This window comes from Streptomyces sp. NPDC050806, from assembly GCF_055586425.1.
In genome coordinates, this window is the sequence record NZ_JBVJIF010000014.1 from 37,098 (window position 1) to 54,595 (window position 17,498).

14 protein-coding genes and 1 pseudogene are annotated in these 17,498 nt (G+C 72.8%); 7 read left to right on the plus strand and 8 right to left on the minus strand.

Annotated elements, in window-relative coordinates:
* Positions 1-263 precede the first annotated feature (263 nt).
* The 6 genes from ACZ6WH_RS35560 to ACZ6WH_RS35585 all read right to left on the minus strand — a co-directional run bounded on the left by ACZ6WH_RS35560 (position 264) and on the right by ACZ6WH_RS35585 (position 6,472).
* Complete coding sequence (locus ACZ6WH_RS35560) at positions 264-350, minus strand: putative leader peptide (RefSeq protein ID WP_324605607.1); 87 nt, start codon at positions 348-350, stop codon at positions 264-266.
* A 212-nt stretch (positions 351-562) separates the two neighbouring features.
* A complete protein-coding gene (locus ACZ6WH_RS35565) occupies positions 563-2,494 on the minus strand; it encodes an FAD-dependent monooxygenase (protein WP_469733826.1) in 1,932 nt (643 codons plus the stop codon).
* Positions 2,495-2,917: 423 nt separating this feature from the next.
* Entirely contained in the window at positions 2,918-3,853 is a 936-nt protein-coding gene (locus ACZ6WH_RS35570; RefSeq protein WP_432859338.1) for an amino acid ABC transporter permease, read from the minus strand.
* Between the two features lie 73 nt (positions 3,854-3,926).
* Positions 3,927-4,574 carry an amino acid ABC transporter permease gene (locus ACZ6WH_RS35575; protein WP_399715675.1) on the minus strand — a complete coding sequence of 216 codons (648 nt, stop codon included), beginning with the start codon at positions 4,572-4,574 and terminating at the stop codon, positions 3,927-3,929.
* A 149-nt stretch (positions 4,575-4,723) separates the two neighbouring features.
* Entirely contained in the window at positions 4,724-5,632 is a 909-nt protein-coding gene (locus ACZ6WH_RS35580; RefSeq protein WP_361563078.1) for a glutamate ABC transporter substrate-binding protein, read from the minus strand.
* Positions 5,633-5,686: 54 nt separating this feature from the next.
* A complete protein-coding gene (locus tag ACZ6WH_RS35585) occupies positions 5,687-6,472 on the minus strand; it encodes an amino acid ABC transporter ATP-binding protein (RefSeq protein ID WP_432859341.1) in 786 nt (261 codons plus the stop codon).
* 309 nt (positions 6,473-6,781) lie between these two features.
* Here ACZ6WH_RS35585 and ACZ6WH_RS35590 point away from each other — a divergent pair, with 309 nt between their 5' ends.
* Positions 6,782-7,501, plus strand: a complete 720-nt coding sequence (locus ACZ6WH_RS35590) for a response regulator transcription factor (protein ID WP_432859343.1) — start codon at positions 6,782-6,784, stop codon at positions 7,499-7,501.
* Positions 7,502-7,516: 15 nt separating this feature from the next.
* Positions 7,517-8,948 (plus strand): annotated as a pseudogene (locus tag ACZ6WH_RS35595) (HAMP domain-containing sensor histidine kinase).
* A 29-nt stretch (positions 8,949-8,977) separates the two neighbouring features.
* Here the strand turns inward: ACZ6WH_RS35595 and ACZ6WH_RS35600 are convergent.
* Positions 8,978-9,973 carry a TAXI family TRAP transporter solute-binding subunit gene (locus ACZ6WH_RS35600; protein WP_469733830.1) on the minus strand — a complete coding sequence of 332 codons (996 nt, stop codon included), beginning with the start codon at positions 9,971-9,973 and terminating at the stop codon, positions 8,978-8,980.
* 113 nt (positions 9,974-10,086) lie between these two features.
* On the opposite strand from ACZ6WH_RS35600, the gene ACZ6WH_RS35605 reads away from it, so the two are divergent.
* The 4 genes from ACZ6WH_RS35605 (at position 10,087) to ACZ6WH_RS35620 (ending at position 15,836) form a co-directional block, all read left to right on the plus strand.
* Positions 10,087-10,545 carry a MarR family winged helix-turn-helix transcriptional regulator gene (locus ACZ6WH_RS35605; RefSeq protein ID WP_469733832.1) on the plus strand — a complete coding sequence of 153 codons (459 nt, stop codon included), beginning with the start codon at positions 10,087-10,089 and terminating at the stop codon, positions 10,543-10,545.
* Positions 10,542-13,388, plus strand: a complete 2,847-nt coding sequence (locus ACZ6WH_RS35610) for an FUSC family protein (RefSeq protein WP_469733834.1) — start codon at positions 10,542-10,544, stop codon at positions 13,386-13,388. Before ACZ6WH_RS35605 ends, ACZ6WH_RS35610 begins: the two co-directional genes overlap by 4 nt.
* Before the next feature lie 92 nt (positions 13,389-13,480).
* Positions 13,481-14,968, plus strand: coding sequence for a tRNA (N6-isopentenyl adenosine(37)-C2)-methylthiotransferase MiaB (miaB, locus tag ACZ6WH_RS35615; RefSeq protein WP_469733836.1), 1,488 nt, complete (start codon positions 13,481-13,483; stop codon positions 14,966-14,968).
* A 148-nt stretch (positions 14,969-15,116) separates the two neighbouring features.
* Complete coding sequence (locus ACZ6WH_RS35620; RefSeq protein WP_469733838.1) at positions 15,117-15,836, plus strand: class III extradiol dioxygenase subunit B-like domain-containing protein; 720 nt, start codon at positions 15,117-15,119, stop codon at positions 15,834-15,836.
* 100 nt (positions 15,837-15,936) lie between these two features.
* Here ACZ6WH_RS35620 and ACZ6WH_RS35625 read toward each other — a convergent pair whose 3' ends face one another.
* Complete coding sequence (locus tag ACZ6WH_RS35625; RefSeq protein WP_469733840.1) at positions 15,937-16,224, minus strand: antitoxin; 288 nt, start codon at positions 16,222-16,224, stop codon at positions 15,937-15,939.
* A gap of 158 nt (positions 16,225-16,382) precedes the next feature.
* On the opposite strand from ACZ6WH_RS35625, the gene miaA reads away from it, so the two are divergent.
* Positions 16,383-17,333: a tRNA (adenosine(37)-N6)-dimethylallyltransferase MiaA gene (miaA, locus tag ACZ6WH_RS35630; protein ID WP_469733842.1), complete on the plus strand. Its 951-nt coding sequence runs from the start codon at positions 16,383-16,385 to the stop codon at positions 17,331-17,333.
* Positions 17,334-17,498: the final 165 nt, after the last annotated feature.

A 17,498-nucleotide genomic window follows, 5' to 3' on the forward strand; every position in this document is an offset into this window, starting at 1 on the left:
GCCGGATCGCACGGTCCGGCCGGAGCAAGCCGGCCCGGCGACCCGGCAGCCCGGCGGCCCTCGACGCCGGCCTGTGCGTACACGTGAGGCCACGTACGTATGGCCACGTACGCATGGCCACGCTCGTGTGACCCCACGCTTGTTGAGGCCCCACGCTCGTATGGCCACGTACGCATGGCGACGCCGGGCACGCGTGCTCATGAGCACGTGCGCCGCGCGGAGAGGGAAGGGGATCGGTGACCGGAGTCCGGGTCAGGAGCCGGTCAGCAGGACGGACGACATACGCAGCCCGCGTAGCGGACCAGGTCCAGATGGACCCTCCGCCAGAAGTGCGAGCCGGTGTCTGTCACGCTCCGTAGTGAAGCATGGCGGTGCCGCCCGGTCAACCGCGATCCCAGCCACCGGCGGCAGGCATCAGCCGCGATCCCGGCCGCCAGTCGCAGGCGTCACCCCCGAGCCACAGCCGCCAACCGGCGCCTCGCCCAACGGGCACCTCGCCCGACCGGCACTTCGCCCAACCGGCACCCCGCCTAGCGGGCACCCCGCCTAGCGGGCACCCCGCCTAGCCGGCACCCCCGGCCCCCGCCTCCGGGGCGCCGCCACGCTCCCCTCCGAGACCCTCCTCGGTGAACTCCCTGTCCCTGTACCTGTCCGTGTCCCTGCCCGTGTCCCCGTCCGGGTCCGTCTCCCGCTCCGCATCGGGTACGTCGCCCGCGCCATCGCCGCACAGCCTTTCCGCGCACGCCTGGAGTTCGGTGGCGCGTACGCCGGCCAGGGCGGTGACGAGGTGGCCGTCGGGACGGATCAGGAGGACGGTGTGGGCGGCCGCGCCCGGGTAGTGCTCGGCGACCAGGATCTCCGCGGGCAGCGGCAGCGCCGCCACCGCGTCGGCCAGGCGCGGCATGAGCCCGGCCGACATCCAGTGCTTGCGGTCCCACACCCCCGTGCCCGGCGCGACGAGGACGACCAGCAGGCCGTGCCCCAGGCGCTCCCGCAGCCGTACGGCCGAGCCGTCGGATGCCGTCACCGTCACGTCGGCTGCCGGGCCGCCCGGCACCGTGTCCACGCGGACCGCGCCGGGCGGAGCGACGGCCGGCGCGAGCGGCGACCGGTCGTACACCGGAGCGGCGCCCAGCGGACCGCGCCCCAGGTGGCCGTCCGTGAGCAGCGCCGTCCGGCCGCGTCCCGCCGCCGTGACCACACCTCGCAGCCGCCCCCGGGCACCGCCGTCGCGCAGCAGCGGCAGCGCCTGGTCCGCGGCGCGCAGCCGGGCGGCGACGGCGCTCCTGCGCTCCGTCTGGTAGCTGTCCAGGAGCGCGTCGGAGGCGCCGTGGTGCCAGGCGACCCCCAGCTTCCAGGCGAGGTTCTCGGCGTCCCGCAGCCCCTCGTCCAGCCCCTGTGTGCCCAGCGCGCCGAGCAGGTGCGCGGCGTCCCCGGCGAGGAACGCGCGGCCGGAGCGCCAGCGCCGTGCCAGCCGGTGGTGGACCGTGTGGACCCCGGTGTCGAGCAGTTCGTACGCGGGGACGAGCGAGCCGTTCCCGGCGTCGCCCGGGCCCTGACCGAAGGCGGGGCCGCCCCTGAAGGCGCGCCCCTCCCCTTCGGCGGCCGTCCCGCCCTGCCCGGTACCGGCCTCCGTCCAGCCGGCCAGCGTGTCGCGGATGCGCGCCACGAGGGCGTCCGGGGTGACCAGGTCGCGGCCGGGCGGCAGCAGCCAGTCCAGCCGCCAGACGCCGTCCGGGAGGGGGCGGGCGGTCACCTCGCCGGTCGTTCCGCCGAGGACCCCGGCCCGGCCCGTGCCGGCGGCGCCGCGGCGCGGGGGCGCGCGGTGCAGCAGGGCTTCGCCGGGCCAGGGGAGTTCGGTGCGCAGGGCGGCGACGGCGTGCCGTTCGACGGCGGTGCGTCCGGGGAAGCGGATGTCCAGGAGCTTGCGGACGGTCGACCGCGGGCCGTCGCAGCCGACGACGTAACTGCCCCGCCACCACGTGCCCTTGGGGCCGCGGGTGTGGATGCCGACCCCGTCGCGGTCCTGCGTCAGCTCGATGACGCGGCTCTCCGGGACCACCTGTACGAGTGGTTCGTGGTCGAGCGCGGTGCGGAGGGCGCGCGCGAGAGCGTGTTGAGGTACGTGTATGGGTGAGAGCGGGGCGTGTGCGCCGTCGTTGCCGCGCTCCGCGCCGTGACCGGCGGCGTCGGCGTCCGCCGTCCTGACCGCCAGGGCACCGGTCGCCGCGAAGGCCACCCGGTCCAGCAGCCGACGGCGCTGGACCGTGCGCCAGGCCGCCCAGCGGGTGCCTTCGGAGCCCAGGGTCTCGGCGCAGCCCAGCCGGGCCAGGAACGCGGCGGTGTCGGGGCGGAGCACGGCGGTACGGGCGGGCCGGACCTCGTCGCGGCCGTCCGTCTCGTCCAGCACGATGCACGGGACGCCGAGGCGCGCGAGCGCGACGGCGAGGGAGAGGCCGACGGGGCCGGCCCCGGCCACGATCACCGGGTCCACGACGCTCCCCCGGAGCGAAGCGGAGCGAATCCGACGACCGCACCGGCTGCACCGGACGCGCCGGCCACAGAGACCGCGCCGGCCGCTCCGGCCCCATGGCCCGTACCGCCCCCGCCTCTACCGGCCCCGCTGCCGACGCACGCCCCTGAAGGCCCCGCCGTACGTGTCCGCCGGCGCCCCGTGGCAGCGCGCTCCGGGCGGAGTGAGCTGAACGGACCGGGGCTCGGCCGGAGGCTCTTGCGGGACGTAGAGGACATGGCAGTTGAGGCCCGGTGCGCGATCACACAGCGTATGCAACCTAGTGCGGGCGTGCCGCGTCAAGTGACAGAGGCAGCGGCACCCGTGCCGCTGCCTCCGCAACCTTTCGCCCCGTCAGTTGACGCCTCTCCTTGGGGAGTAGGCCGCCGCCCGAGGGGGGCCGGCTCAGCCGGTCCTGTCCGTGGGGCCCTGGGTCGTCGCCCCGTCGATGGGACTCATCGCGTCGCCGGCCGTCACCGCCTGGCCCGCTTCGGAGACCGCGATGCCGGTCTTGGCGCGCCGGCCGCGGCGCTCGATCCAGTTGGCGAGCGCGGAGAGCAGCAGACACATGGCGACGTAGATCGCACCGCCGACGATGATCATCGGCACGTACGGGTTCTCGTCGTTGACGACCGTGTTGCCGGCCAGCTGCTGGATCGCGTACAGCAGCTCCTGGTAGGTGATGACGTAGCCGAGGGAGGTGTCCTTCAGGGTCACCACGAGCTGGCTGATGATCGTCGGCAGCATCGCGCGGACCGCCTGCGGGATGAGCACGGACATCATGACCTGCGTCTTGCTCATGCCGATCGCGTACGCGGCCTCGCGCTGCCCCTTGGGCACGGAGTTGATGCCCGCGCGCAGCACCTCCGCCTGCACGGAACCGTTGTAGACGGTCAGGCCGATGACCAGCGCCCAGAACTGCGTTCCCTCGCCGGTGAAGCCGAGCTCGGACTTGTAGCTGAGGAAGAGCACCCACAGCACGTAGATCGTGATCAGCAGCGGGACGGCGCGGAACAGCTCGATGAAGCCGGTGGCCAGCCAGCGCACGGGCTTGTGGTCCGAGAGCCGGCCCACGGCCAGCAGCACGCCGAGCACCAGCGACAGCACCGCCGCCACCGCGAAGACCTGGAGCGTGGTGAGGACGCCGTTACGGATCGAGGTGCGCACCCCGGCGTAGTTGAAGATCTCCCACATCTCCGGCGCGAACTGCCCCTGAGCGGCCAGCCGCAGCACGGCGAAGGCGATGAGCGCGAGCACGGCGAGGGAGCCGAGGACCGTGTAGACCCGGTTGCGTACGCGGGCCTTCGGGCCCGGCGAGTCGTAGAGGACGCTGCTGCTCATGCTTCCGCCTTGTTTCGCTCGGCCGCGCGCTCGGGCGACGGGCAGTTCGTGGGGGTGTGCTCGCTGAGCGCGTTCATCGGGCCACCTCCAGGCGGCGCTCCAGCAGCCGGAAGAGGCCGCTGATGGAGAAGGTGATGATCAGGTAGGCCAGGGCGATCCAGAGGAAGATCCAGCCGATGGCGAAGCCCTTGTCGCTCAGCAGCTTGGAGACGTTGAACAGCTCGGTGTTGCTGAACGCGCCGGCGATCGCGGAGTTCTTGGTGAGCGCGATGAAGATGCTGCTCAGCGGCGGGATCACGGTACGCGTGGCCTGCGGCAGAACGATCATGCGCAGGGTCTGGAAGAAGGTCATCCCGATGCTGCGGGCGGCCTCCGCCTGACCGAGCGGCACGGTGTTGATGCCGGACCGTACGGCCTCGCAGACGAACGACGAGGTGTAGAAGCCGAGGGCCAGCATCGCCAGCACGAACGGGCTCGTACCGGGGAAGAAGACCTGCGGCACGATGAAGAACGCGACGAGGAACAGCAGCGTCAGGGGCGTGTTGCGCAGCAGCGTGACCCAGGCGGTGCCGAAGGCGCGCAGCGGCGGTACGGGCGAGACCCGGAAGCCGGCTATGAGGACGCCCAGGACGAGAGCGAGTGCCCCGCTGGCCGCGGTCAGCGCGAGGGTCCCCAGGAATCCGTCGCGGAACTGCGGGAGATGATCGAGGAGTACGTTCATGGGGTCTCCGCGGTGGCGGTGAGAAGGTGGCGGCGGACGGGCGGGGGCGCCGGCCCCGTACGTGGACGTTCACGAGGCAGCGCGCCCCGTACGCCCGCCGCGGCGGGCGTACGGGGCGCGACGGCTCGGGCCGGTGGTGAGCGGCGTGGTCAGTAGCGGGGCAGCGGCGTCTTCGGCGCCTCGTACGGCGAGCCGGACTTGCCCAGCGTGCCTTCGTACGCCTTCTTGTAGTCACCGTTCTTGATGTGCGCCTCGATGGCGTCGGTGACCGCGTCGCGCAGCGCCTTGTCGCTCTTGGCCATGCCGACGCCGTAGGGCTCCTCGGTGAACGGCTTGCCCACGAGCTTCAGCTTCGTGGGACGCTCCGCCGCGTACCCCTTGAGGATCGCGTCGTCCGTGGTGACCGCGTCCACCTGGCCGTCCAGCAGCTGCTTCACGCAGAGCGAGTACTTGGACAGCTCGGTGGTCTCGGCGCCGTACTTGGCCTTCTTGATCTCCTGGAGCGGCGTGGAGCCGACGATCGAGCAGACCTTCTTGCCCTTGACGCTGTCCGCGCCGGTGATGCCCTTCTCGTCCTTGCGCACCAGCAGGTCCGCGCCCGCGGTGTAGTACGGGCCCGCGAAGCCGACCTGCTTCTTGCGCTCGTCGTTGATCGTGTAGGTGCCGACGTAGTAGTCGACCTGGCCCTTGGAGATCGAGGTCTCGCGGACGTTGGAGTCGATCGTCTTGAACTCGATCTGCTTGGCGGAGAAGCCCAGGTCGGCGGCGACCATCTTGGCGATCTCGATGTCGAAGCCCGTGCGCTTGCCGTCGGAGTCCTGGAAGCCCAGGAACGGCTGGTCCGCCTTGGCACCGATGATGATCTTGCCGCGCTGCTGGGCCTTCTTCAGCGTCGGGGAGTCGATCTTGACCTTCTCGGCGACCTTGTACGTCCCGCTGAAGACCTTCTCGCCCTTGGGCTTGTCGCCGGCCGTGCCGGACTGGCCGCCGCACGCCGTCGCCGTCGCGGTCAGCGCGAGCACCACAGTGGCCGCAGCGGCCGTCTTACGCATCCTCATGGTGAAGTTCCTTCGGTTCAGCAGGTGTGGGCAGTCATCGGGGCCACTGCGGGCTCAGTGATGCAGGATCTTGGACAGGAAGTCCTTGGCACGGTCGCTGCGCGGGTTGTTGAAGAACTGCGTCGGCTCGGCCTCTTCGACGATCCGGCCGTCCGCCATGAAGACGACGCGGTTCGCCGCCGAGCGCGCGAAACCCATCTCGTGCGTGACGACGACCATCGTCATGCCGTCCCGGGCGAGCTGCTGCATGACCTCCAGCACCTCGTTGATCATCTCCGGGTCCAGGGCCGAGGTCGGCTCGTCGAAGAGCATCACCTTCGGGTCCATCGCCAGCGCGCGGGCGATCGCCACGCGCTGCTGCTGGCCTCCGGAGAGCTGCGCGGGGTACTTGTCCGCCTGCGTGCCCACGCCCACCCGGTCCAGCAGCGCGCGGGCCTTCTCCTCGGCCGCGCGCTTGTCCGCCTTGCGGACCTTCAGCTGGCCCAGCGTGACGTTCTCCAGCACCGTCTTGTGCGCGAAGAGGTTGAAGGACTGGAAGACCATGCCGACGTCGGCACGGAGCCGCGCCAGCTCCCGGCCCTCCTGGGGCAGCGGCTTCCCGTCGATGGTGATGCTTCCGGAGTCGACGGTCTCCAGTCGGTTGATCGTGCGGCACAGCGTCGACTTGCCGGACCCGGACGGGCCGATCACCACGACGACCTCGCCGCGCTTGATCGTCAGGTCGATGTCCTGGAGTACGTGCAGCGCACCGAAGTGCTTGTTGACGCCTGCCAGCGCGACCAGATCGTCCGCCGCCGGGGCGGGGCCCCCGGGGTCCTTGGTCACCGATACTTCGCTCATCGGCGGGTAGCTCCGTCCTCCTCGGTTGAGAGGACAGTAGTGACGCACTGCGATCAGCGTCATTACATCTGAGCGGAAATTGAGCATAACGATCCGGCTGCAAAGGGACACTCTGGGTGAACGGGGCGCGGGGTGCGTGGACGCCCCCGACGGCCGGTTTGCGGAGCGGAACGCTCCGTTGCGTACGGGCCGGTACCGGCTGCGTAACAGATGTCCGTACCGGCTCGGCTGCCTCTTGACGGGTGCGCCGTCGATCGCGGTAGATGCCCTGATGGCCCGGGACGCGAGCCGGCGAGAGGGGGAGAGCCGATGCGGCTGCTGCTGGTGGAGGACGACAACCATGTCGCCGCGGCGCTGTCCGCGGTGCTCGCCAGGCACGGCTTCGAGGTGGTGCACGCGCGCAGCGGGGAAGAGGCGCTGCACGCGCTCGTACCGGACGCGGACGACGCCTTCGCGGTCGTCCTGCTGGACCTGGGCCTGCCCGACCAGGACGGATTCGAGGTCTGCGGCCGGATACGGAAGCTCACCGGCACCCCGGTGATCATGGTGACCGCGCGCTCCGACGTCCGCTCGCGTATCCACGGCCTCAACCTCGGCGCCGACGACTACGTGGTCAAGCCCTACGACACCGGAGAACTGCTGGCCCGCATCCACGCGGTCAGCCGGCGCACGGTGCACGGCCCCGGGGAGCACGCCCCGGAGGAGGCGGCCGGCGAGGACCTGCTGCGCATCGGTGCCGTCACCATCGAGCCGGCCACGAGACGCGTTGCGGTGAACGGCAGCACCGTTCCGCTGACCCGCAAGGAGTTCGACCTTCTGGCGCTGCTCGCGCAGCGTCCGGGGGTGGTGTTCCGCAGGGAGCAGATCATCAGTGAGGTGTGGCGCACCAGCTGGGAGGGGACCGGGCGCACCCTCGAAGTGCACATCGCCTCGCTCCGTTCGAAGCTGCGGATGCCCGCGCTCATCGAGACGGTGCGCGGCGTCGGCTACCGGCTCGTGGCGCCCGCTCCCGCGCCTCCGGCTCCCTGACGGACGCTCCCTTCCGTGCGCACCCGCCTTCTCCCGCTCCTCATCGTCCTGCTGGCCGGTGTGCTGCTGGCGCTCGGCTTCCCGCTGGCGGGCAGCCAGGCGGCGGCCGAGCAGCAATCGGGTGGTGGTGGACCGGATCGACGACGCCGCGCGCTTCGCCTCACTGGGGCAGTTCGTCACGTCCCGGCCCGGCGTCGACGGCCGCGCGCCCGCCGACGACGAACGGCTGAGCACGCTCCGTACGGAGCTCCAGCGGTACCACGACCTGTACGACATCCGTGCCGGTGTCTTCTACCGCGACCGCACTCCCATGGCTGCCGCGCCGGCCGACTGGCGGGTGCCGCTGACGGGGGAGGGGCGGCAGGCCTTCGAGGAGGCACTGGCCGGGCGGCGCAGCCACGACCCGCACCAGGCGTGGCCCTGGGACGACCGCCGGCTGCCGGTGGCCTCGCCGGTCATCAGGGACGGTGACGTGGTCGCGGTGGTCTTCACCGACTCGCCCACGGAGCAGCTGCGGTCGCGGATCCTGCACGGCTGGCTGTGGCTGGCGGCGGGGGAGTCGCTGGCCATGCTCGTCGCCGTGGGGGCGGCGTTCCGGCTCACGGGGTGGGTGCTGCGGCCCGTACGGATCCTGGACGCGGCCACCCACGACATCGCCACCGGCCGGATGGCGTCGCGGGTCGTCGCCGGTACCGGGCCGCCGGAACTCCGCAGGCTCGCCCGGTCGTTCAACGAGATGGCGGACAACGTCGAGGACGTGCTGGAGCAGCAGCGCGCCTTCGTGGCCGACGCCTCTCACCAGCTCCGCAATCCGCTCTCCGCCCTGCTGCTCCGCATCGAACTGCTCGCGCTGGAACTCCCCGACGGCAACGAGGAGATCGCCTCCGTCCGTACGGAGGGCAAGCGGCTGGCCCGGGTCCTGGACGGCCTGCTGGACCTGGCGCTGGCCGAGCACACCCCGGCCGACCTCCAGCTCACCGACGTCGCGGCGCTCGCCGCCGAGCGCGCGGACGCCTGGCGCCCGCTCGCCGACGACAAGGGCGTGACCCTGCGGTACGACGGGCACGGCGCGGTCACGGGCTGGGCGGACCCGGTGGCGCTCTCCAGCGCGCTGGACGCGGTCGTCGACAACGCCCTGAAGTTCACCCCGGCCGGGGAGGAGGTCACGGTCGCCGCCGCTCCCGAGGGCGAGCGGGTCCGGATCACCGTCGTCGATCACGGGCCCGGCCTGACGGACGAGGAGCTGGAGCGCATCGGCGACCGCTTCTGGCGCAGCGGCCGCCACCAGAACGTCTCCGGCTCGGGCCTGGGGCTGTCGATCACCCGCGCCATGCTCGCCGCGGGCGGCGGGGAGATCTCCTACGCCCCGAACGCCCCACGCGGCCTGTGCGTCACGCTCACCGTCCCGCGCGACCCCCCGCACCGGGAAGCGCCCGCGGCCCCCTGACGGCCCCGCCGGGCGCCGTCAGCGCCCCGTCAGGGCTTGGCCGAGACGTAGTACCGCCGCGCGCCCGTGTGCAGCGGCAGCGGGTCGGTGAAGACCGCGGTGCGCAGGTCGACCTTCTGGGCGTCGTGCACCTCGCGTCCGATGCGGTCCCGGCTGTCTATCACCGTCCGGGTCACGGCCCTGGTCAGGTCCGCGTCCTCGCGGTCGGTGGTGACAAGGAGGTTCGCCACCGCGATGGTCTTCACGGCCCGGTCGTCCTGGGTCTCCGGATACGCGTCGGCCGGCATCACCGCCGCCCGGTAGTAGCGGCTGCCCCGGCCCTGCGCGTGCAGCGGCTCGACCAGGTCGCCGAGCTGCACCAGTCGTACGGGGAAGCGCTCGGCCAGCCGCTGCACGGCGGTGGTCGGCAGTCCGCCGGACCAGAAGAACGCGTCGATCTTCCCGTGCTCCAGCAGCTGCGGCATCGTGTCGATGCCGACCCGCTCCGCGTGGATGTCCCGGTCGAAGTCCAGCCCCGCCGAGCGCATCAGCCGCCGGGTGATCAGCTGCACCCCGGAGCCGTCGGCGCCGACCCCCACCCGCAGCCCCTTCAGGTCGCGCGTCGAGCGCACCTCGGAGCCCTTGGGCACGACCAGCTGCATGTAGTCGTCGTACAGCCGCGCGCAGGCGCGCAGCCGGTGCGCGTCCCGACCGCCCTGCACCTGATAGGTGGCGACGGCGTCGGCCGCCGCAATGGTGAATTCGGCGCGCCCCGAGACCAGCTTGCGGATGTTGTCGACGGATCCCTCGCTCCGGGTGAGCGTGACGTCGAGGTCCGGGAGGTCGTGCGCGAGGTCCTTCTTGAGCAGCTCTCCGTACCGGGCGTACACGCCGGTCGGCACCCCCGTGGCCAGCGTGACCCGGCCCCCGGGGGCCGGTGGTCCGCTCGGCAGCAGGAACCACAGCAGCAGCCCGGCGAGGGCCGCCGCAGCGACCGCCGTCTGCAGTGCCCGGCGTCCGCAGGGCAGGGGGAGGCTGTGGACCATGGCGGGAATCCTGCCAGCCGAGGCCTTCGAAGGGGAGGGGCGAGCGGCGGCCGTCGTGCGGCGCGGGTCACCCCACTGCCGGCCGATGCATACCCCTGTTATATAATTGCTATATGCATTCATCGTCGACGTCCGACGAACAGCGCATAGAGAACGCCGCTCGTGGGCTCCTCAGGGGCATCGGCAGGCTCTCCCAGGCACTCTTCCGGCTCGGTGAATTCGGGCTGCCGCGTACGCACGTCTCACTCCTGGACGCCCTGGAGGGCGGTCCCCGGCGGGTCACCGGACTCGCCGCGTACACCGGCATCGCGCAGCCCCGGGTCACCGTGGTCCTGCAGGAGCTGGAGGAGCGCGGCCTCGTCCAGCGCGAGCGCAGCGCCCACGACCGGCGCTGCATCGAGACGTCGCTGACGCCCGCCGGCCGCGAGCTGCTGGAGCACGCGCGGCAGCGGATGGCCGCCGCCCTCCTCGAAGGGCTGCGCTCGAACGTCGACGAGCCGGAGCGCGCCGTGGGCGCCGCCCGGGATGCCGTAACGACCGTGCTGCACGCCATCGAACCGGAGGTCAGTTGACCACGCCAGCCACCCAAACCCCGGACATCACCGACGGCCGCAAGGGCCGTGATCCGGCCCACGAGAGCGCCATGGCGCCCCGGCGCGTCGGCGGGCCGAGACGCTGGTGGGACTGGGTGCTCGCCGCCGACCCCGGACTCGGCCAGCTGCAGGCCGGGTGGCGGACGCTGGTCGCCATGGTCACCGGGCTGGCGACCGGTTACGGCATGTCGGTCGCGCTGGGCCTGCCCGCCATGCTGGGCATGATGGCCGGCGGCATGATGGGCCTGATGAGCGCGTTCGCCGTCGCCGAGAACACCTGGCAGCGGCTGACCCGGGCCATCCTGTGGATGCCGCTCCCGTTCTCCGCCGCCCTGCCGCTCGCCGCCTGGCTGCACCAGTACCGCGTGGTCGAACTGACCATCATGGTGGCCGCGCTGGCGGTGACCTTCTTCCTCGCCCGGTTCGGCACCCTGGCGCTGCTGGGCGGCATGCTGCTCTTCAACGCCTTCATGGTCGGCATGATGGCGAACGTCCCGCTGAACCTCTGTGGCGAGATGTTCCTCGTCGCCCTCGTGTCCGCCGTCGCCATCCTGCTGACCCGCCTCGCGCTGTGCTACCCGATGCCGCGCGAGGACCTCCTCCGTACGCAGCGCGCATTCGTGGTCGAGGCCCGCAGGGTCGCCGACGCCGCCACCGACGCGCTGGACCCGGACGCCGACCACGAGGTCGCCGTCAAGCGGATGCGCCGCAGCCTGCGCCGCCTGAACGTCACCACCGTCACCATCGACGGCCGACTCGCCCAGCCCGAGGTCGCCGCCGACCCCGGCACCGCGGAGCTCCTGCACCGCCACCTCTTCGACGCCGAGCTGGCCCTGAAGGGCATCGGCCAGTGCGTGCAGCAGCTCACCCGCCTCCCGGCGCCGGCGCACCTGAGGGAGGCCATGGTCGTGGGCCTGGTCATCGCCCGGGACACCCCGCTCGGCCGGGCCGACGCGCTGCGCCCGGCCGCCCAGCTCATCCAGCAGCAGGCCACCGCCGTCCTGGAGGCGCCGGAGACGGGCGCCGAGGAGGCCGAGGCCGCCGCGCTCGCCCGCCGGGTCGGCCACCTCCTGGACACGCTCGCCGACTCCCTCGCGCACTGGCTCGACCTCGGTTGGAACGCGCCCACCGCACGGGCCAAGGTGCCCTTCCAGCCCACGGTCGCGCTGGAGCAGAACCGCCCGGCCGGCACCGGTGCCGTCGCCCGCCGCGTGATCGCGGCCCAGAACGAGAAGGGCTGGCGGCGTGCCGTCCCGTACCTGCGCGCTCCCGTGCACGCCGGGCTCGCCGCGGCCATCGTGTGCCCGATCACCGACGCCATCAACCCGCAGCGCTTCTACTGGGGCCTGGTCGGCGTGATGATCACGCTGTTCGGCACCAACACCACCCACGAGAGGCTGCGCAAGCTCGGCCACCGTATGGCGGGCACCATCGTCGGCGCCGTCATCGGTGTCCTGCTGCTCCGTCTGATCGGCCCCGGCCACATCTACTGGACGCTGCTCGTCATCGTCGCGGGCCTGACCTTCGGCTCCTGGGGCATGCAGCGCCAGTACGCCTACTGGGTCGCCGGCCTGGTCACCGCCCTCGTGCAGCTCTACGGCCTGTCCACCCCGTACACCGGCATGGAGACCCTGCTCAGCGAGCGCCTGCTGGACAACGGGCTCGGCATCATCATCGCCACCGCCTGTGCCGCGCTGGTCTTCCCCGTGTCCAGCCGCAAGATCGCCCAAGAGGCCGAGCGCGGCTACGTCTCCGCGCTGGAACACCTGGTCTCCCAGGTCGCCGAGCGCTGGCAGGATCCCGCGGCGCCGGTCCGGCTGCGCGGCGCCGCCCGCGGCGTCGACGCCGCCCTGTACCAGGTGCGCGGCGTCGCCCGGCCGCTCGTACGGATGCCGGTCGGCGTCCGCGGCAGGGGCGCCGAGAACCGCCTCGCGCTGCTCGCCGCGGCCACCGGTCACGCCCGCTCGCTCGCGGCCGCCGCCGACATCGACATCGACCTCGCCCCCGAACTGGCCGGCCGCGTCGACCGCATCACCGCCACCTTCGTGGAATCGCTGCACGCCCTGGACCACCGCTTCGCCACGGGGGAGCCCGAGGGCACCTGGGTACGGGTCAGCCCGCTCATCCGCGAACTGGAAGGCGTGCTGCACGCTCCCTCCGGGCCGCGCGCCGACCGCCTCCATGTGGCGCTGCGGGAACTGGCGGCGCTGGACGAGGCGCTGGCCGGTTACGCCGACGACCGCGGCCTGACCGTCACCACCGCGACCCCGGAGCCGGCCCCGGCCACGCAGGCCGCCCCGGCCGCGAAGGCCGCAGCCCCGACGACGCACGCCGCCTCCACCCTGGACCGCCGCACCCAGGCGGCGCTGGCCGCATGGCTGGCGCACACCCGGCACGAGGGCGCTCCGGGCGCCAAGCAGGTCCCGGTGTCCTCCGGCGCCACGGCCGGCACCCCCGCCGCCCGGCGGAAGCCGGCCGCGGAGGCCGCTCCGGCGCCCGCTGCCGGGACCCGCGGCCGCTCGGCGGCCCCCGGTGCCCGTACGGCCTCTCCGGCCGGCACGTGCACCGTCAGCGGCTCCCTGCACTGCCCGGAGCACCCCGGCGGCTGCGAGGCGTGGATCACGGTCGTCAGCGACCGCGGCAAGCGCCGCGCGGGCGTCCGCGCGGTGGGCGGCCGCTACCGCATCACCGGCCTGGAGCCCGGCGGCTACACCGTCATCGCCTCCGGATCCGCGCACGCGCCCACGGCCCGCTTCGTGGCGGTCGACCCCTCCCGGGGCGACATCCACCAGGACATCGAACTGAAGCCGGCCCGCCCCTGAGCCGCTGACCGCGGCCGCTTCCCGTCCGCCCCTCCGGGATGCCCCCGGAGGAGGCGGACGGCCTCCGGAAGCACGTACCCTGGTCGATTGAGATGAGTGCGAAGACATACGAGGTGCGCACCCACGGGTGCCAGATGAACGTCCATGACTCCGAGCGGCTGGCCGGCCTGCTGGAGGACGCCGGGTACGTGCCAGCGCCCGAGGGCGCCGACGGTGCGGACGTCGTCGTCTTCAACACCTGCGCGGTACGCGAGAACGCCGACAACAAGCTCTACGGCAACCTCGGCCAGCTCGCCCCGAAGAAGGCCTCGCGGCCCGGCATGCAGATCGCCGTCGGCGGCTGCCTGGCCCAGAAGGACCGCGACACCATCGTCAAGAAGGCGCCCTGGGTGGATGTCGTCTTCGGCACGCACAACATCGGCAAGCTGCCGGTCCTCCTGGAGCGCGCCCGCGTCCAGGAGGAGGCGCAGGTCGAGATCGCCGAGTCCCTGGAGGCGTTCCCCTCGACGCTGCCCACCCGCCGCGAGAGCGCCTACGCGGCCTGGGTCTCCATCTCCGTGGGCTGCAACAACACCTGCACCTTCTGCATCGTCCCCGCGCTGCGCGGCAAGGAGAAGGACCGCCGCCCCGGCGACATCCTCGCCGAGATCGAGACGCTGGTCTCCGAGGGCGTCTCCGAGATCACCCTGCTCGGCCAGAACGTCAACGCCTACGGCTCCGACATCGGCGACCGCGAGGCGTTCTCCAAGCTGCTGCGCGCCTGCGGGAAGATCGAGGGCCTGGAGCGGGTCCGCTTCACCTCCCCGCACCCCCGCGACTTCACCGACGACGTCATCGCCGCCATGGCCGAGACGCCGAACGTCATGCCGCAGCTCCACATGCCTTTGCAGTCCGGCTCCGACGCCGTCCTGAAGAGCATGCGCCGCTCCTACCGCCAGGAGCGCTTCCTCGGGATCATCGAGAAGGTCCGCGCCGCCATGCCGGACGCGGCCATCTCCACCGACATCATCGTGGGCTTCCCCGGCGAGACCGAGGAGGACTTCGAGCAGACGATGCACGCCGTCCGCGAGTCCCGCTTCGCGCAGGCCTTCACCTTCCAGTACTCCAAGCGCCCCGGGACCCCGGCCGCCACCATGGAGGGCCAGATCCCCAAGGAGGTCGTCCAGGCCCGCTACGAGCGGCTGGTCGCGCTCCAGGAGGAGATCTCCTGGGAGGAGAACAAGAAGCAGGTCGGCCGCACGGTCGAGGTCATGGTCGCCGAGGGCGAGGGCCGCAAGGACGGCGCCACGCACCGCCTCTCGGGACGCGCGCCCGACAACCGCCTCGTGCACTTCACCAAGCCGGCCGCCGAGGTGCGCCCCGGCGACATGGTGACGGTCGAGATCACGTACGCGGCGCCGCACCACCTGCTCGCCGAGGGCGAGGCCGTCTCGGTCCGCCGGACCCGCTCCGGCGACGCCTGGGAGCGCCGCAACGCCGCTCCGCCGCAGCCCGCCGGCGTCATGCTCGGGCTGCCGACGGTCGGTGCCCCGGCCCCCGCGCCGGCGGAGCCGGCCGGCGGCTGCTGCCCGACCTCCTGAGGCTCCGGCGCCCCTCCCGGTGACGGGAACGGCGCCGGCCGCCCGCCGGGCCGGTACGCGCCCGCACAGGCGTCCGCGCGGCCGGTTCCCGCGTCGGCCGGGAGGCCGCGGACCGATGCCCCACGGCGGCGGGGATACGCTGCGGAGCATGCTCGTAGCTGCTGCTCTGTGTCCCTGCCCGCCCCTGCTCGTCCCCGAGATCGCCGGCGGTGCCGCGGCCGAACTGGACGGCCTGCGGGCCGCCTGCGCGGACGCCGTCGGCGTGCTCGCCGCCGCGCGGGCCGACCGGCTGGTCGTCGTCGGCCCCGCCGAGCCCGAGGGCCGCGGGGCGTTCAAGGAGGGGGCCCCGGGATCGTTCTCCGGGTTCGGCGTGGACCTCTCCGTACGGCTCGGCACGCCGGATGGCGAAGGCGCCGCCGAGGGGCGGCAGCTGCCGCCTTCACTGGCGCTCGGGGCCTGGCTCCTGGAGCGCGCCGACTGGCGCGGCGTTCCCGTGTCGGCCCTCGGGGTGGGCGAACCACTCGAACCGGAGCTGTGCCTCGGTGCCGGACGACAGCTCGCGGCGTCGGCGGAGCGCGTGGCCCTGCTGGTGATGGGCGACGGCAGCGCCTGCCGCACGGTCAAGGCGCCCGGCTACTTCGACGAGCGCGCAGAAGGGTTCGACGCGGAGCTGGCCCGCATGCTGGGCACCGCGGACGCGGCCGCCCTCGGGGCGCTGGACGAGGAGCCCGCCCAGTCGCTCATGGTCTCGGGCCGGTCCAGCTGGCAGGTGCTGGCCGGCGCGGCGGAGGGTGCCGGACTGGACGGCGCGCTGCTCCATGAGGAGGCGCCGTACGGCGTGGGGTACTTCGTGGCGGCGTGGTCCTGACCGGCCCGCAACGGGAGGCACCGGGGCGCGGCTCCCGATGAACGGCGGTGGCCGGGGACCACGTGGTCCCCGGCCACCGGGCTGTCCGGCTCTCCCGGCCTCACACGGGGTCGCCGGGCCGCTTTCCGGTGCCCGGGTCCTCGCCGGGCCGGCCGCTCGCGCCCGGGCCGTGCTCGCCGTGGCCCTCGGACATCCGGCGCAGCGCCTCCTTGGCCTTGGCCGTGCCGGTGCCGATCTGGCCGCTGTACTTGCCCTTCGTCCTGGCGTCGACCGTCCTCCCGGCCTTGTCCAGGCCCCGATCGATCTTGTCCCCGTGCTGCTGCGCGAGGTCGCCGGCCTTGCCCTTGAGGAGGCCGGCCTTGGCCTTGAGATTGTCCAGCAGGCCCATGAGCCACCTTCCCTGGTCGGAGGACGCATAGTTAGAAAAACGTCTGCATCTGGCCTTTACCCTACTCTTGCGGGTCAAACCTCACCCCGCTGCGCCTGCGGGCGGACCGGCCGTCCGGTTCATTCGAAACCGGCCGCGCGGTTTGACACACTGGCTCGGTGAACAACGCAGTTCCCGCTCCGCGGGTCATCGCCGTCGTCGGCCCCACCGCGGCCGGTAAGTCCGATCTGGGCGTCGCCCTCGCCCGGCATCTCGGCGGTGAGGTCATCAACGCCGACTCCATGCAGCTCTACCGAGGCATGGACATCGGTACCGCCAAGCTCACCCAGGAAGAGCGGGCCGGCGTCCCGCACCACCTCCTGGACATCTGGGACGTCACCCAGGCGGCGAGCGTCGCCGAGTACCAGAGGCTGGCCCGTGCCGAGATCGACCGGCTGCTCGCCCAGGGACGCACCGCCGTCCTGGTGGGCGGCTCCGGCCTCTATGTGCGCGGCGCGCTGGACAACCTGGAGTTCCCCGGCACCGACCCCGAGGTGCGGGCCCGTCTGGAGACCGAGCTGGAGCACGCGGGCAGCGGCGTGCTGCACGCCCGGCTGGCCGCCGCCGACCCCGAAGCGGCGCGCGCGATCCTGCCGAGCAACGGCCGCCGCATCGTCCGCGCCCTGGAGGTCATCGAGATCACCGGAAGGCCCTTCACGGCCAACCTCCCCGGCCCCGGCGACCAGCGGGAGGTCTACGCCGACACGGTGCAGATCGGCGTCGACGTCGACCGCCCCGAACTGGACGAGCGGATCGCCGTACGGGTGGACCGCATGTGGGATGCGGGGCTCGTGGCGGAAGTACGCGCGCTGGAGGCCCAGGGCCTGCGCGAGGGGCGTACGGCGTCCCGTGCGCTCGGGTACCAGCAGGTGCTGGCGTACCTCGCGGGGGAGTGCACCGAGGACGAGGCGCGGGCCGAGACCGTGCGCGCCACCAAGCGCTTCGCGCGCCGGCAGGACTCCTGGTTCCGGCGTGATCCGCGGGTCCACTGGCTCAGCGGCGCGGCGGACGCCCGCGAGGAACTTCCGGACCGCGCGCTGGCGTTGCTCGAACGACCGGTCACAGCCTGATCACGTCCTGGCATCGGGACGCTCCGGCCGTCATCGGGCCCCCTGAGGGCGTGTCATTATCGACCATCGACCGAGCCGTGGCGTCTGGAACTGGGAGGGCATTGGCGATGGAGGCCCGCCCTCGCAGCAGAGCGCAACAGCCGGAGACGCGACCCGAAGGGCAGC

What these genes read in the sequence shown, in the direction of transcription:
- ACZ6WH_RS35600 (WP_469733830.1), bottom strand. Translation starts at nt 9,973, where the DNA reads ATGGTCCACAGCCTCCCCCTGCCCTGCGGACGCCGGGCACTGCAGACG.
- ACZ6WH_RS35590 (WP_432859343.1), top strand. Translation starts at nt 6,782, where the DNA reads ATGCGGCTGCTGCTGGTGGAGGACGACAACCATGTCGCCGCGGCGCTG.
- ACZ6WH_RS35575 (WP_399715675.1), bottom strand. Translation starts at nt 4,574, where the DNA reads ATGAACGTACTCCTCGATCATCTCCCGCAGTTCCGCGACGGATTCCTG.
- ACZ6WH_RS35580 (WP_361563078.1), bottom strand. Translation starts at nt 5,632, where the DNA reads ATGAGGATGCGTAAGACGGCCGCTGCGGCCACTGTGGTGCTCGCGCTG.
- miaB (WP_469733836.1), top strand. Translation starts at nt 13,481, where the DNA reads ATGAGTGCGAAGACATACGAGGTGCGCACCCACGGGTGCCAGATGAAC.
- ACZ6WH_RS35625 (WP_469733840.1), bottom strand. Translation starts at nt 16,224, where the DNA reads ATGGGCCTGCTGGACAATCTCAAGGCCAAGGCCGGCCTCCTCAAGGGC.
- ACZ6WH_RS35585 (WP_432859341.1), bottom strand. Translation starts at nt 6,472, where the DNA reads ATGAGCGAAGTATCGGTGACCAAGGACCCCGGGGGCCCCGCCCCGGCG.
- ACZ6WH_RS35620 (WP_469733838.1), top strand. Translation starts at nt 15,117, where the DNA reads ATGCTCGTAGCTGCTGCTCTGTGTCCCTGCCCGCCCCTGCTCGTCCCC.
- ACZ6WH_RS35570 (WP_432859338.1), bottom strand. Translation starts at nt 3,853, where the DNA reads ATGAGCAGCAGCGTCCTCTACGACTCGCCGGGCCCGAAGGCCCGCGTA.
- ACZ6WH_RS35605 (WP_469733832.1), top strand. Translation starts at nt 10,087, where the DNA reads ATGCATTCATCGTCGACGTCCGACGAACAGCGCATAGAGAACGCCGCT.